This window comes from Micromonospora sp. NPDC003944 (genome assembly GCF_053605225.1).
On the sequence record NZ_JBSGIV010000106.1, the window covers coordinates 1 to 14619 of the forward strand.

General features: G+C 64.7%; 14 protein-coding genes and 1 other RNA gene. 10 read left to right on the forward strand and 5 right to left on the reverse strand.

The window, feature by feature from the left end:
• Nucleotides 1–204 precede the first annotated feature (204 nt).
• Together ACWER9_RS30470 and mctP are read left to right on the forward strand one after the other, a co-directional pair.
• Entirely contained in the window at nt 205–447 is a 243-nt protein-coding gene (locus ACWER9_RS30470; RefSeq protein WP_452305090.1) for a DUF3311 domain-containing protein, read from the forward strand.
• On the forward strand, nt 447–2096 hold the full coding sequence (mctP, locus tag ACWER9_RS30475; protein WP_452305091.1) for a monocarboxylate uptake permease MctP: 1650 nt from the start codon (nt 447–449) through the stop codon (nt 2094–2096). The genes ACWER9_RS30470 and mctP overlap by 1 nt, the downstream gene beginning before the upstream one ends.
• A gap of 128 nt (nt 2097–2224) precedes the next feature.
• On the opposite strand, the gene ACWER9_RS30480 is transcribed toward mctP, so the two are convergent.
• Complete coding sequence (locus ACWER9_RS30480) at nt 2225–2776, reverse strand: TetR/AcrR family transcriptional regulator (RefSeq protein ID WP_452305092.1); 552 nt, start codon at nt 2774–2776, stop codon at nt 2225–2227.
• 86 nt (nt 2777–2862) lie between these two features.
• Here ACWER9_RS30480 and ACWER9_RS30485 point away from each other — a divergent pair, with 86 nt between their 5' ends.
• On the forward strand, nt 2863–3753 hold the full coding sequence (locus ACWER9_RS30485) for an NmrA/HSCARG family protein (RefSeq protein WP_452305093.1): 891 nt from the start codon (nt 2863–2865) through the stop codon (nt 3751–3753).
• Between the two features lie 28 nt (nt 3754–3781).
• Here ACWER9_RS30485 and ACWER9_RS30490 read toward each other — a convergent pair whose 3' ends face one another.
• On the reverse strand, nt 3782–4243 hold the full coding sequence (locus tag ACWER9_RS30490; RefSeq protein ID WP_452305094.1) for a MarR family winged helix-turn-helix transcriptional regulator: 462 nt from the start codon (nt 4241–4243) through the stop codon (nt 3782–3784).
• A gap of 54 nt (nt 4244–4297) precedes the next feature.
• Here ACWER9_RS30490 and ACWER9_RS30495 point away from each other — a divergent pair, with 54 nt between their 5' ends.
• Nucleotides 4298–5521: an MFS transporter gene (locus tag ACWER9_RS30495; protein ID WP_452305095.1), complete on the forward strand. Its 1224-nt coding sequence runs from the start codon at nt 4298–4300 to the stop codon at nt 5519–5521.
• A gap of 129 nt (nt 5522–5650) precedes the next feature.
• Here ACWER9_RS30495 and ACWER9_RS30500 read toward each other — a convergent pair whose 3' ends face one another.
• Entirely contained in the window at nt 5651–6412 is a 762-nt protein-coding gene (locus ACWER9_RS30500; RefSeq protein ID WP_452305096.1) for a sulfite exporter TauE/SafE family protein, read from the reverse strand.
• Nucleotides 6413–6474: 62 nt separating this feature from the next.
• Between ACWER9_RS30500 and ACWER9_RS30505 the strand changes: the two genes are divergently transcribed.
• The 4 genes from ACWER9_RS30505 to ACWER9_RS30520 all read left to right on the forward strand — a co-directional run bounded on the left by ACWER9_RS30505 (nt 6475) and on the right by ACWER9_RS30520 (nt 12401).
• Nucleotides 6475–6789, forward strand: a complete 315-nt coding sequence (locus ACWER9_RS30505) for a hypothetical protein (protein WP_452305097.1) — start codon at nt 6475–6477, stop codon at nt 6787–6789.
• A complete protein-coding gene (locus tag ACWER9_RS30510) occupies nt 6786–7172 on the forward strand; it encodes a hypothetical protein (protein ID WP_452305098.1) in 387 nt (128 codons plus the stop codon). Before ACWER9_RS30505 ends, ACWER9_RS30510 begins: the two co-directional genes overlap by 4 nt.
• 150 nt (nt 7173–7322) lie before the next feature.
• An RNA gene (rnpB, locus tag ACWER9_RS30515) (RNase P RNA component class A) lies at nt 7323–7737 on the forward strand.
• Between the two features lie 884 nt (nt 7738–8621).
• Nucleotides 8622–12401: an NACHT domain-containing protein gene (locus ACWER9_RS30520; RefSeq protein WP_452305099.1), complete on the forward strand. Its 3780-nt coding sequence runs from the start codon at nt 8622–8624 to the stop codon at nt 12399–12401.
• A 417-nt stretch (nt 12402–12818) separates the two neighbouring features.
• Here the strand turns inward: ACWER9_RS30520 and ACWER9_RS30525 are convergent, their stop codons facing one another.
• The gene (locus ACWER9_RS30525; protein ID WP_452305100.1) at nt 12819–13010 is read right to left on the reverse strand and encodes a DUF397 domain-containing protein; all 192 of its coding nucleotides are present in this window, start codon (nt 13008–13010) and stop codon (nt 12819–12821) included.
• Entirely contained in the window at nt 12997–13803 is an 807-nt protein-coding gene (locus tag ACWER9_RS30530; RefSeq protein WP_452305101.1) for a helix-turn-helix domain-containing protein, read from the reverse strand. Before ACWER9_RS30530 ends, ACWER9_RS30525 begins: the two co-directional genes overlap by 14 nt.
• Nucleotides 13804–14045: 242 nt before the next feature.
• On the opposite strand from ACWER9_RS30530, the gene ACWER9_RS30535 reads away from it, so the two are divergent.
• The gene (locus ACWER9_RS30535; RefSeq protein WP_452305102.1) at nt 14046–14318 is read left to right on the forward strand and encodes a hypothetical protein; all 273 of its coding nucleotides are present in this window, start codon (nt 14046–14048) and stop codon (nt 14316–14318) included.
• Nucleotides 14315–14587: a hypothetical protein gene (locus tag ACWER9_RS30540; RefSeq protein ID WP_452305103.1), complete on the forward strand. Its 273-nt coding sequence runs from the start codon at nt 14315–14317 to the stop codon at nt 14585–14587. The genes ACWER9_RS30535 and ACWER9_RS30540 overlap by 4 nt, the downstream gene beginning before the upstream one ends.
• Nucleotides 14588–14619 lie beyond the last annotated feature (32 nt).

Consider the following 14619-nt stretch of genomic DNA (forward strand, 5'->3'; position numbering starts at 1 on the left):
GGAGGATTTTGCCCGGCGTCTAAGCGCGTGAACCGAGCGGGGTACCGCGCCCGTTCAGTGAACGTGACTGCGATCGATGCGCCGTTCGGCGCAGGCCACCGGCCGTTCGGCGCAGCGCCCTCCGAACGGGTCGCGTGACGGCCATCACAGAGTCGTAGCCTCCGGCCGTTGCATCGAGATCCACGACTCCCGGAGGTGTGTCAGATGGCTGCACCCGAACCGGAGGCGCCACGCGCGGCGCCGACCAGGGCTAAGGACCACAGCCCCTGGAACTGGTTGCTCTTCATCCCCATCGTGGTGCCGCTGATCCCGGCGTTCTTCAATGGCGACTCGCCTCGGGTCTTCGGCTTCCCACGCTTCTACTGGTTGCAACTGGCCTTCATCCTGCTCGGCGTCGGCACCACCACGCTGGTCTACCAGATGACGAAGAAGCGGGGTGACTCCTGATGTGGCGTGACCATCTCACCGAGATCATCGTCTTCTCGCTGCTGTTCCTCCTGGTCAGCGTGATGGGCTTCGTGGCCGCGCGGTGGCGGGCGCCGAAGGACATGGCGCACCTGGACGAGTGGGGGCTGGGCGGGCGCAGCTTCGGCGGCTGGATCACCTGGTTCCTGGTCGGCGGTGACCTCTACACCGCGTATACCTTCGTGGCGGTGCCGGCGTTGATGTTCGGTGCCGGTGCGGCCGGGTTCTTCGCCGTGCCGTACACCATCGTCATCTACCCGCTGGTCTTCCTGGTGCTGGTGCGGCTCTGGTCGGTGTCGCACCGGCACGGCCTCGTCACCCCGGCCGACTTCGTCCGCAAGCGCTTCGACTCGCCGGTGCTGGCGCTGCTGATCGCCATCACCGGCATCGTGGCCACCATGCCGTACATCGCGTTGCAGCTGGTCGGCATCGAGGCCGTGCTCAAGACGATGGGCGTCACCGGCGACAACGCGCTGGCGCGGCACCTGCCGATCATCATCGCGTTCGCCATCCTGGCCGCCTACACGTACCAGTCGGGGCTGCGCGCGCCGGCGCTGATCGCGTTCGTCAAGGACAGCCTGATCTACATCGTGATCCTGGTGGCGGTCGTCTACCTGCCGTACAAGCTCGGCGGCTGGGGTGACATCTTCGCCGCCGCCGACGCGAAGTTCGACGCCTCGCCCAACCCGAACGACGGCATCCTGCTCAACGGCAACAACCAGCTCCAGTACGTCACCCTGGCGTTCGGCTCGGCCCTGGCGCTGTTCCTCTACCCGCACAGCATCACCGGAGTGCTGGCCAGCCGGAACCGTGACGTGATCAAGCGGAACATGTCGGCGCTGCCCGCGTACAGCCTGCTGCTCGGTCTGATCGCGCTGCTCGGCTACATGGCCATCGCGGCCGGCGTGAAACCGCTGCCCGGCGCCAAGGAGGGCACGGTGGACAGCAACACCGTCGTGCCGCTGCTGTTCGACCAGCAGTTCCCGGACTGGTTCGCCGGTGTCGCGTACGCGGCGATCGGTATCGGCGCGCTGGTGCCCGCGGCGATCATGTCGATCGCGGCGGCGAACCTGTTCACCCGCAACATCTACAAGGAGTACCTGAAGCGGGATGCCTCCCCGGCCCAGGAGGCGAACGTCTCGAAGATCACCTCACTGGTGGTGAAGGTCGGCGCGGTGGCCTGCATCGTCTTCCTCGACCCGCAGTTCTCCATCGACCTCCAGCTGATCGGTGGCGTGATCATCCTGCAGACGCTGCCGGCGGTCGCGCTGGGCCTCTACACCCGCTGGTTCCACCGCACCGGCCTGATCGTCGGCTGGGCGGCCGGCATGGGGTTGGGCATGTGGATGCTCTACCAGGTGGCCAGCCCGACCCGGAAGCACTTCGGCGGCTCGGCGTTCCCGCTGTCGGAGTTCGGGTTCGACACCACCAAGACGATCTACGTCGGCATCGTGGCGGTGGCGGTCAACCTGGCCGTGGCGGCCCTGGTGACGCTGGCGCTGCGGGCCGCGAAGGCGGACGACGGAGTCGACGGCACCGAGCCGGACGACTACTTCGCCGACGAGGGCGACCCCCGCGTCACCCCGGGCGCCGAGCGCGACGCCGACCCAACCCGCGAGCCGGTCGCCTGACCCCGGGCCCGCGCCGCGCGGGTCTTCGCGTCGGTTTCCGCGTCGATCATGGAGTTGTGGTGCCTGGTTGATGGCTGTTCACGGCAGTCGTCCCCCACCACAACTCCATGATCGACGAAGCCGGGGCTTCACGGGCCCTTGTGGACCGACTCGCGGCCGATTCCTTGAAGGGCGAGGGTCAGCAGTTGTTCCGCCTTGGCCGCGCCCACCGGTTGTGCCGCGAGTGAGATGCCGTTGGCGAGGATCATCAGGTCGGCCATGGAGATGTCGGGCCGTACCGAACCCTCGTCGACGGCTCGGCGTAGCAGTGGTTCACCGGCGGCGACGAGCGTCGCGCCGCAGGTCTCGGACTCCTGAGCGGGCTCGTTCAGGAGCGAGTCCGCGAGGCCGCGGGTCGTCGTGGCGTACGCGGTCACCTCGTGCAGCCAGGTCGTCAGCGCGTCGAGCGCGTCCGGCGCGTCGAGCAGGTCTCCGGCGCGCGCTGCCAGGTTGCGGACACAGCCGCCGAAGACCGCCTGGAGCAGCGACCACCGGGTGGGGAAGCGCCGGTGCAGGGTCGCCGAACCGACGCCGGCGGATCGGGCGATCTCCTCCAGCGAGGCGTACGCGCCGTCGCGGGCGATCGCCTCGGACGCCGCCGCGACGATGAGGTCGTAGTTGCGCTGCGCGTCCGCTCTCATGGCCTGCCTTGCAGAAGTGGGGTGGTCCCCCGTATCGTAGCCGACGGAAAGTGGGGTGCCACCCCACTTGTTTCTCAGGAGGCATCGTGGCTGTTCTCGTCATCGGCGCGACGGGCAAGCAGGGCGGGGCAACGGCCCGAGCGCTGCTCGACCGTGGCGTCCCGGTCCGTGCCCTGGTCCGCGATCCCGGCACCGACGGCGCCAAGGCTCTGCGGGAGCGGGGCGCCGAACTGGTCACTGGCAACCTGGACGACGCCGACTCGCTGCTCGCCGCGGCGGACGGGATGGACGGCCTCTTCTCGATCCCGTATCCCGATGTGACGAACATGCAGGGCGACGCCGAGGTGACCCGCGGCCGCAACGTCGTCGAGGCGGCGCGCCGGGCCGGCGTGACGCACGTCGTGCACAGCAGCGTCTCGGGTGCCGGCGACTTCCACCGCAGCCAGCCCGGCTGGGCCGAGGGCCGGTGGGACAGGCACTACTGGGAGAGCAAGGCGGCAATCGACGAGCTGGTGCGCTCGGGTGGCTTCGCGCACTGGACGGTCCTGAAGCCCTCGACCTTCATGGAGAACCTGGTCGGCTGGTCCTTCCTCTTCGGCGACTGGTCCAGCGGCACGATCATCACCGGCTTCGCCGAAGACACGCGCATACCGTGGATCGCCGTCGACGACATCGGCGAAGCCGCGGCGACCGCGTTCACGAACCCTGGGAAGCTCGACGGCCTGGACGTCGAACTCGCCGGCGACCTGCTCACCATGACCGAGGTCGCGGCCATCCTGAGCGAGGTCACCGGCCGGGCGATCACCGCGCCCGTGCTCACCCCGCAGGAGGCCGTCGAGCGCGGCCTGCTGCCCGCCATGGTCAACGCGGTCGAGCGGATCAACGAGATCGGAAGCCCCGCCCGTCCGGAGACGACCCGCGCCCTCGGCCTGCCGACCACCGACTTCCGCGCCTGGGCGCGGCGAACGTTCTCCTGACGCCCCGCCGATGGACCACCGGGCGTGGTCAGTGGCGACGGTTGCGGTTGACCAGGGCCTGGTTGAGGCGACCCAGCAGCGCCGCAAGAGTGTCCCGGTCCTCGCTGCTCCAGTCGGCGAGCATGTCGCCGTAGAGCCGGGTGCGGGCGGCCTGCACGGCGGCCATCCGCTGGAGACCAGCCGAGGTGGGGGAGATGACCGTGCCGCGGCCGTCGGACGGGTCGGGGGTACGGGTGATCAGGCCGTCGCGTTGAAGCGCGGACACCTGCCGGGTGACCGTCGAGCCGTCCAGGTTGAGGCGGGCGGCGAGCGCGGAGACGTTCTGCGGGCCGGCGTCGGCCAGGTGGCGCAGGATGACGTACGCCGCCCGGTCCAGCACCCGGTGCTCGGCGGTGCCGGTGGCCCGCCGGGTGGCCTCGCCGAAGCGCATCAGAAGGGCCACCTCGGTCTCGATGCGGCCCAGGGTGCTCTCGTCATGGTCGTCGCTCATAGCTGTATGATACAGAATAAGTGCCTGTACGATACAGCTATCTGAGGAGTCGGAGTGGATCGGCGTTCCGAACCGAACCGCAGTGCCATCTACGCCACCACGCTCGTGGCCTTCCTCGCCATCGCCGGCATCGCCGTCGTCGACCCGATCCTGCCCGCCATCGGCGAGGCGATCGGCGTCACCGCGTGGCAGGTCGAGCTGCTGTTCACCGCGTACATCGCGGTCATGGCCCTTGGGATGATCCCGGCGACGCTCGCCAGCGGCCGGTTCGGCTTCAAGCCGGTGCTCATCACCGGCGTCTCCGTGGTCGGCCTCGCCGCCATCCTCGCCTCGTTCAGCGACAACATCGTGCAGCTCTCCGTGCTGCGCGGCGTCTGGGGGCTGGGCAACGCGATGTTCTTCGCCACCGCCATGGTGGTGCTCGTCAACCTGGCCGTCGACCGGGAATGGGTGGTGGGCCTCTTCGAGACAGCCCTCGGCCTCGGCTTCGCCGTCGGACCACTGATCGGCGGCCTGCTCGGCGAGGTCAGTTGGCGGCTGCCGTTCTTCGTCTGCGGCGTCTTCATGGTCCTCGCCCTCGGCGTGGCCTCCCGCAAACTCCGCGAGCCCACAAACCGGCAGGCCCCGGTACGCGTCGGCCAGATCTTCGCCACCTACCGCCGCCCGGCCTTCATCGCCCTGTGCGCGGTGACCGCCGCGTACAACTTCGTGTTCTTCGTGGTGCTCGGCTACACGCCGCTCTTCCTCAAACTGGACATCATCCCGCTGGGGCTCGCGTTCACCGGCTGGGGTCTCGGCCTGGCCACCGGCATCCTGGTGATCGGTCACCGGCTGGCCCACCGCATCGGCGCGGTGCAGACCGTCGGCGTGGCCATCGCCGGGCTGCTGGTCTGCATGGTCCTCTTCGCCACCTCCAGCAGCACCGCCGAGGCGCTCGTGGTGCTGGTGCTCGCCGGACTCTGCATGGGGCTGGCCAACGCCAACCTCACCGACCTGGCGCTCGGCCTCGGCTCCAGCGACCGGCGCGTCGCCACCGGCGCGTTCAACCTGGTCCGCTGGGGCGCCGCCGCACCGGCACCGATCATCTCCGGCAAGCTCGCCGAGCAGTCCCTGGCACTGCCGTTCTGGGTCGGTTTCGGGGTGCTCGCCGTCGGCGTGCTCGTCTACCTGGCCTTCGCGCACGTGATGGCCGCCGGCTACGGCGAACGGGTGCTCTGGTCCCGCTGGAACCGCGCCGCCGCCGACGCCGAACACGAGCCCGTCGGCGAGACCTACTGACCCGTCGGCCCGTCTTCACGATCCGCGCACTTTCGGGGAAACTGCTGCCTCGCCGCCGGTTGAGGCAGCAGTTTCCCTGACGTTGCGCGGATCTTGGGAGGGTGCGCTGGCGCGGGCGGGCGCGCGGTGTCAGTTCAGAGCGCGCCAGAGCAGGTAGAGGCCGATCGTCGTACCGAACACGACGATCACCGTCTTGAGCACCACCGACGGCAGCCGACGGACGAGCCGCGCGCCCGCGTACCCACCAATCAGGGTGGCGGGCGCGACCACCGCGACCGCCGCCCAGTTCAACGGGCCGAACAGGGCGAACACCACGAGCGTCGTGCACCCCACCACCGCGGAGAGCAGGTTCTTGATCGCGCTCACCCGGGCCAGGGTCGCGTCCAACACCAGGGCCAGCCCGGCCACCAGCATCACCCCGAGGGCCGCACCGAAGTACCCGCCGTACACCGCACCGAGCGCGACCATCGTCTGCACCGCGACCGTCCGCTGGCGTGGCGACATGTCCCGCGGGTGGCCGACAAGCCGGCGCAGCGGGTCCTGGAAGGCCAGGACCGCCGTCGCGCCGAGGACCAGAAAGGGTACGACCAGCTCGAACGCGCGGGCCGGAGTGGCCAACAGCAGCAACGCCCCGAGAATCGTGCCCACGATTGTGGTGGGCACCAGCGTGGCCAGCGCGCGGGGACGCGGCAGATCCTGCCGGCTGCCCGCCACGCTTGCCACATAACCAGGGAAGACGGCGACGGAGTTGCTGACGTTCGCCGGCACCGGAGGCAACCCGACCGCGATCATCGCCGGAAAGGTGATCAACGATCCACCACCGGCCACCGCGTTGACGGTGCCAGCGGCGAGACCGGCGGCGAGCAGCAGCGCGGCGTGGGAGAGATCCATAGCCCCACGAGGCTAGTACGCGCGCCGAACCCGTCGTGAGCTGGCCGGCGAGGCGGAACAGGGTGGCGGTATACCGGTCGCATACTCCGGTCGCGGATACCACCATCAAAGTCGACACCGAGGTACGCGACCGCTTGGCGCTCCTGGCGAGCGAACGCGGAACGACGATGCGGGACCTCGTCGCCCAGCTCAGCCAGACGGCACTCACCGCCGACGAACTGCGCGACCGCGCGGCGCGCGCAGAGCAGTACGTCCGGCTCAACATCGCTTCCGACCTCAGCGCCGACGACCTCACCCGGGGCGAGGACATCTGGGCGGCCGTCGAGGCTGGCAACGTCCCGGAATCTCTGGCCGAAGATGGCCGGCGGGCGGCGTGAACGAGGCCGCGGTCATCCCCGACCACACGGCGCTGCTCGCGCTCGGTGCCGGCAACCCGGCGCTCTCCGGGCTCGTGGTCACCGCGCACAGGGGTGCGGGGCGGCACGTCCATGTGCCGGCACTCTGCCTTACCGCAGCCACCTCCGGCCGTCCGGCTCTGGGAGAGCACATCGGTGCCCTACCAGCGCTGGAGGTCGTCGAGCTGGGCTATGCGACAGCTCTGCTGGTGGGGCGTCTGCTCCGTCAAGGTCTGGACTGGCAGCTAGCCCATGCCGCCGCGCTGGGACGTCCCGACGCCGAGTGGCCCACCGGGCGTCCGGTCCTCACCGAGTTGCCGAAGGCGTACGCCGGAACCGGTGTCGTGACCATCAGCGTGAACTGACCGCTCGCTACCCGATGCCCGTCTCCACGAGGCACTGCCCTGCGGGCCGGTCTGTCGAAGGCCCGACTGCGGGGCAGGTCTGCGCGGGCACCCACCTGCGGGGCGGCAATAGGCGTGCCGGAGGCGTCGTTAGGATGGGAGCGCGACGGACGAGTCGACCGGGCGGCCGCGTCGGCGGGCTTCGGCCCGCCGCCGAGGAACGTCCGGACTCCACAGGGCAGGGTGGTTGTTAACGGCAACCCGGGGCGACCCGCGGGACAGTGCCACAGAAAACAGACCGCCGACCCCAACGGGGACGGTAAGGGTGAAACGGTGGGGTAAGAGCCCACCAGCACCCCGGGTGACCGGGGTGGCTCGGTAAACCCCACCCGGAGCAAGGCCAAGCAAGGGCGTCACCGCAAGATGACGACCCGGCGCAGACGCTTGAGGGCTGCCCGCCCGATGTCTGCGGGTAGGCCGCTGGAGCCTGCCGGCAACGGCAGGCCGAGATGGATGGCCGCCGCCGGCGCAAACCCCTCGGGGTACGCGCCGCGCACAGAATCCGGCGTACAGGTCGACTCGTCCGTCGCCCACCAGCTGCCGTTGGATGGAGTTTGAACTGGAGGCCGGCAGTACCGGTTGAGTTGGTTGTGACCCGGTTAGCGCTGGCGGTGCACCACGGCCCCTGACCGATACGCCGATCACAGCCATGGACGTAAGGGGGATGCGTAGACCGAGCACCCTTGTCTTTCCCGGAAGAGATCTCTGAGCGGCGGGCGTGGCTGCAACTCTGCTACTCAGACCGCCTGGTAGATAGATCAAGCATATGGCTGCCGTTGTGAGACAACGATGCCTCAACTGGTAGTACGGGGATGATCGCGCCGATACTCGCCGTGAGCGTGAAACTGCCGTCGCTGCGCCTATGTCCAGCGCAGCGTGCTGGCAGTGACCGGCAAAGAGAAGACCGAGGCTCTGATCGGGTGGTGGCGACCGACCCCCTCGACAGCGCGATCTAACATCCGCGCCGGACGGCCAGCGACTGGCCTAATCATGTCGTCGCCATCACCGTGCTATCGGCAGCCATCAGCGACGCCCCACAACGCTAAGCAAAAAGTTGCCAATCCTCTATGACATGGGTTGCTGTTGCTAGAGCACGTTGAACCATTAGTCCTCTCAATCGCCGCACGCCACCGTACCTGCCGCGGCACTGGCACGAGTGAAGCCGAGCGGTTCGCCGTCACCTCGCCACTTCGCCATCCTTCGTGCAGGAAATTCATCCGTTCACGGATCGGCCGCAGCAGGTCCGCAGGCCGGACACTATGATCGTGAGGGTTCGTGCAAAATATCATGGCTAGCGACTGGTGGCTATACCAGGCAGGGATGCGCACTGTCAATATCGCATGTATGACGAGCGTGAGCCATGTAGTTGTGGGCAGGATGAGGGTTCCTGTGTTCACGGGTGGTGGGGAGATGACGCTAGTGTCCATCGAGTTAAGCCCGGTTGTGAAGATTCTTGTTAGCGCTGCAGGCAAACCCATCCTAAATATGATCAAACGCCAGGAGCAGGTCCAGCTTGCACTAAAACGAGTAGGTCTCAACCCTCGAGTGCCCCCAACCGACTTTGATGGTGTCTACACCTACGCCCTCGTAGAGCACTGCTACGGCGGACCCGAACCCGTTCTCAAATTCTTTCAGAACGAATACATCAAAGAGGCATTCAGGAGATCCTTCGAGTCAGGTGATCCTCGTTATTTAGAGCGAGAAGCAGAAGGCATTATTGAATGGAATAACGAAACAAGCGCCTTGGGCAAGATGGACTATGACCTACGTAGAGAATTTGCAGCCTTCACGGCGACCTTCAACTTGCTTGTCGATCGCACGAGGACAGCGGTAGAGACGCGACAAGATGTCGGCTTGCAAAGGTTCCAGGCGGACATGCATACCCAATTAGCTGACCTCCGCGAAACCTTGAACTCGGTTCCAACGCTTGATGAAATCCGTACTATTTCGCAAGCGACAATCGATCATGAAGAGGAAGAGAGCGTCAGTCGTCTAGCTACGGACGCAAAAGCATGGTTCGACGCTATCGGTTATACAATTGAAAGAGAGTCCAATGTTGATCGTCCGGGATTCCTTCTAGTAATAAATGTACCCGCCCGGCGGCGTTATGACCGCATAGTCGTCCTAGGGGTTTCCGGCGAGGCCAGGCACAGTGATGTCGAGTTGCTCGAGGCAACAGTGCTGGGCGAGAATGCCGATGAAGGGTGGGTTGTTGCGCCGCGAAGAGTAAGTGATGTTGCCAGATCGCGTGCCGAGGATTCACGACTTCTGATTAGTTGCTACACATTTGACGAGTTGATCGACCAGGATGTCGACTTCGGCCCATACCTGTCCTGGCTTGATGGCGTAGTGCAAGAAAAGGGGATCTCTGACCGGTACGTGCCACTGGGAGCGTTTAAGCAGGAGTTTACGGGCAAGAGTACTAAGCCGGTAGGAAGTAGTGTGTACCCTTGGGACAAAGGTGGCCTCGATGGCTACGTAGACACTTGGCTGACCGATCCATCGAAGGACCACCTGTCCGTGCTCGGTGAATTTGGCACCGGCAAAACCTGGTTCACGATGCATTACGCGTGGCTCCTATCGAGAAAATACATCGACGCCTGCGCAAGAGGCTTACCGCGACCGCGCCTACCGCTGATTATTCCACTACGGGATTACGCCAAGGCGGTCAGCGTCGAATCACTGTTCTCGGAGTTCTTTTTCAGGCGCCATCAGGTACAACTTTCCAGCTACAAAGTGTTCGAACAACTCAACCGCATGGGTCGATTGCTACTGATCTTCGACGGTTTCGACGAAATGGCCGCACGCATTGACCGCCAGGCCATGATCAATAACTTTTGGGAGCTAGCGCGGGCGGCAGTGCCAGGTGCAAAGGTTCTGTTAACCTGCAGAACCGAACATTTTCCTGAGGCGCGTGAGGGGCGCGCGGTCCTCGGGGCTCAATTGAAAGCATCAACATCTGCCTTAACTGGCGAGCCCCCCCAATTTGAGGTCATCGAGATTCAAGGCCTAACCGATGCACAGGTCCGGCTGATGTTGAGTTCCCTCACAGACCTCAAGACAGTTGGTCTTGTGATGGCCAACCAGACACTGCTTGACCTCATGCGTCGGCCAATTATGTCGGAACTCGTGATAGATGCGCTTCCCGAAATTTCCGGCGGATCGGCCGTGGATATGGCGCGTGTATATCTTTACGCGGTCAGAAGAAAAATGGCGCGTGATATAAGTGAGTCAAGAACGTTTACGTCCATGGCAGACAAACTCTTCTTTCTCGCGGAAGTTTCTTACGAGATGCTATCGACAGATTCCATGAGTCTGAATTATCGAGGATTCCCAGAGCGCATCCGGACCTGGTTTGGTCCCGCAGTGCAGGAAGAGAAGGACCTCGACCACTGGCATTACGACATGCTTGGTCAGACTATGCTTATTCGAAACAATGACGGCGACTATACGCCTGCGCACCGGTCCCTGATCGAGTTTTTCGTAGCATTCAAGATCGCCGCTCAGCTCGGCATACTTGCGCCCGATTTTATGAGCCTCCTGCGCCCCTCGTCCGGCTCTGAATTAACGGGATTAGAAACCCATCGTTGGTCAGAATATTTCTCCACCACTGATTCGTCGCGCCGAACAGGAATTTCTGATTTCGCCCCAGACTCGTACGAGCGAGTCGCAGACACTCTGTCGTCGGCCAAAGTTGTCACTCCGGCGGTAATCGACTTATTGCTACCGATGGTAAAGCCTGGGAGTGCGAGCCAAGTCGTCAGCTATTTGCAACAAGCGCGATCCGTCGAGGACAGCTCCTTCGTCGCCGGCGGTAATCTTATGGAGATTGCCGTCGCCATTGATCCATCCAGCCTTGCTGGGGTCGACCTTTCCGGCATCCGAGTATCTAGTGCACGCATTCGCCAGGTGGCGACTCGGCACTCGCCGGCTCAATGTGATCTTTCTGGAACCTCTTTGGCGAACGCGCAACTGCGTTTTGTGGACTTTTACGATTGCATTCTGCGGGGCGCCGACATGCGGGGAGTTAATCCTGCTGGGAAGATAGATCTAGGGCCCTGCAAAAGGGCGGCATATTCGTTGTCCATTGATGAAGAGGGCCAGCGAGTTTTTGGTGCAACAGGCACCGGGGAAATCTTTGAATGGACCATCGGTGGACTCGGTGCTGGGCGGGTTATTCGGGAAGAGTCAGCAGTTATTGCCGAAATTGAGTACGTTGGTCACGATACGCTTGTTGCTATTCTTGAACCCGGAATAATGAGAGTTGTGCAAGTCTCGTCGGGCGCCACGACCGAGACTCTAGACTTTCACTTGAAGGGGGATACCTCATATTCCCATGTGCGAGGCGTAGATCGGGTTTATCATGTAATTCCACGTCAGCGATTGCCTTTCTCTGTAACCTCCGAAGAGGCAGCTGCGTGGCGGGATTCCCCACCAGTCTCCACCCCTTCTGACGACCTCGAACTCCCGCCATTTCGCTACCTTGATGTCTTCGACGGCAGAGAGGGGCACCTCTTAGAATCCGGCACGCGCCCTCCAGACCTGTTTCTTTCCTACTATTGCACATCCCGTAATCAGACTATCCACGCATCAGTAGACGGCTCCGTCTTCGAAATGCACTATTCGGCCACGTCTGGACTCTTCTTTGAGCGGATCACTAAGATTGAGAGTGAAATTGAGCCAGAGCGCACGATACACTTCGACGGGCGTCATGTCTGGATTCTCGGCCGCGTCAACAATAAGGAGCGCTTGGAGGCGTACTCCCCAGAGGGAGAGTTGCTCTGGCTAAAAGATTTTCCGTCAGCTCGAAGAGGGGTCTCCGCTCTCGACATGACTCAAGGACGACAATTTGCGGCTCTCAGTGAGCGGCACGGCATAGTCGTGGTCAGTATGAGGGGAGGGAAGGAAGAAGGGCCAGTAGGTCTGACGGGATTTGGCCTCGATGCGCCGGAAGAGATTAAGTGGAGCGATGACCGCATGAGGGGGATTACCGAGATGCGGCTGCTTCCGGAGCCTGGTGTATTAGTATCCGCGACGTCGTCCGGTGTGATCCAGGCGCGGCAAATGTCAGGCAAAGTGGTGGGTGAAGCGAACTTGTCACACAACTTCTCGAATTTGCAGATTGACGCCCGCGGTTTGTCCTCGTCTCAAATTTACGCACTTTCCCTCGGGGGAGCGCGAATGGTCTGAGCTGGGTCGGGTGGCCGGGGTTTTGGTGCCGCTAGCCAGCAGAGTCGGTTTCAGCGGTAGTTTCGTGTTGCTGTCGGCGGGGGCGCGGCGCTTCACCTTGTAGCCGGCCATCGTCCCGTCAGCTTCCGACGGCCGGCGTTCCCTCGTTCACTAAGCGCGGACGCATGGCCGCGAGGCTCAGGTGGCTGCCGGTCAATCCGCGACGGCCAATTCCCCTAAGTCGTTGGTGGCTCCTCAGGCTCGGTCTTCGGCTCCGGCCGCCCGGGCATGATCGCCGCAGGGGGCCGACGGCACTGCCCGGCAACGAATAGTTGCCTGCGCTTGTGATCAGATGGGGTCAGCGCTCTGCCCGCGGTCCACATTTGGTCAACGCGCGAGCGCTACCCTGCCCGGACGCGCGCTTCCGTACGGCTTCGGTTACGGCCGATCAGAGACCTGGGTAACGAACGCCCGCCAGGCGGCCGGACCGAAGGCCAGGGCCGGACCCGCAGGGTCCTTGCTGTCCCGTACGCCGACAACGCCGGGCAGGTTGTCGGCGACCTCGACGCAGTTGCCCCCGGACGATCCGCTGCGCCGGGACTTGCGCCAGATGGCGTTAGTGAGGTCCATGATGGCTGTGCACTTCCTTCATCAGCTCGTTGGACTGTCGGCGTGGGAGTGCTTCGTTTCTGACGTTCTCCCACCTCGCATGAAGAGTATGTAGCCCATCTTCGGTGTCGACCACGATCCCGCCGAGCTGATTTTCGAGGTGCCCGACCCAGGCTCCGTCTCCGGCCCGCGCCAGCGCGAACGGACCGGACAGCCCGATGTGCAGGCCGGCACTTGCCGGGATCACGTGGACGTGAACGTGCGGGAGTTGGGCGACGGTGATGAGGTGGGCGACCTGCTCGGCCATGATGCCGGCGTGTTCGTCGCCCCCGCGACGAAGCGTGGATTCGTCCAGCACGGCTACGACCTGCGGCGGGCTGTCGCCGGTGAGGATCTTGTGTCGGCTCATGCGAGCGCCTACCTGTTGGTCGACCTCGGTGGCAGACATGAGGTCGTTCAGGCGCATCACGACGTGGGCGTAGTTCTCGGTCTGAAGCAGGCCCGGGATCAGTAGTGGCTCGAAGAGGCGAAGCTGTCGCGCCCCGCGCTCGGCGTCCAGCCACGGCAGGAACCACGACGGCGCGCCGAGTTTCGTCACCAGGCGTCCGAACAGCCCGTCGTTGTTGAAGGCGCGGTCCGCACCCCGGATGAAGTCCATCGTCAACGCTCGGGTACCGCTTTCCACGGCGCTGACGTGAGAGGCGCTGAAGCCTGCTGCCCGGCCGAACGCCTCCTGCGTCATCCCGGACCCTCCACGAGCGCGGCGGATCTCGCTCACGATGAAGTCCGCCAGGGGACTCGGCACGTCAGCCACTCAACGCTCCTCACATCGGAGATCGACTACCCGGGGTGCCACACGCCTGGAGCCTGTTCTGCCAGCCCCTGCCCGGACTCCCGGAACACCTTCCGAGCGTAGTGGCCTCCACAGCAGAGTGTCACCAGGCGGCGCGGCCGGCAGGCCCACGAGATCCAGTGGTCGCGTTCGTAGCGGGGCCGCTCCCGACGGGCGAGCACTCACGGGAGCGGCCCCTTCCCAACGGCACCAAGGGGAAGACCGTGCCCGACAGCAAGCCCGTGACGATGAAGGCCGGCGACGTCATCCACCTGACCACCGCGGCGAGCGTGCAGTTCCTGCGCCCGATCGTCGTGCGCGTCATCCGCGAGTTGCCCGAGCGGCACACGTACGACGGTTGGGTCTGGATTGAGGGTTACCAGCTGAACGCGGCGGGCGACGCGGTCGCGCACCGCGAGTTGTTCGTGATGCGTGCGGGCGTACGGATGCAGGCCCTGCCGGCCATACGCCGCCGACGTCCGGTGCGGGTCGGATGACCCCACACCTGCCGATGCGCCCGGCGTGGCTGTGCCGCAACTGCGCCGCGCCCTGGCCGTGCGGCCCGGCCCAACTCGCGCTCGTGACGGAGTTCTACGGTCACTCGATCGCGCTGGCATTCTACCTGGCCGTGTCGATGCAGGAGGCGGTCGACGACGCGTACACCCTGGGTTTGTGGCCTGACCTGGCGGCGATGCACGGTCGGTTCCTCGGCTGGTTGTCGCTGGCCCGGCGGCCTCGACGTCATGCACCACCTGCGAAAAGCTGACCCCCTGACGGTCAAGCCACGACCGATACTTC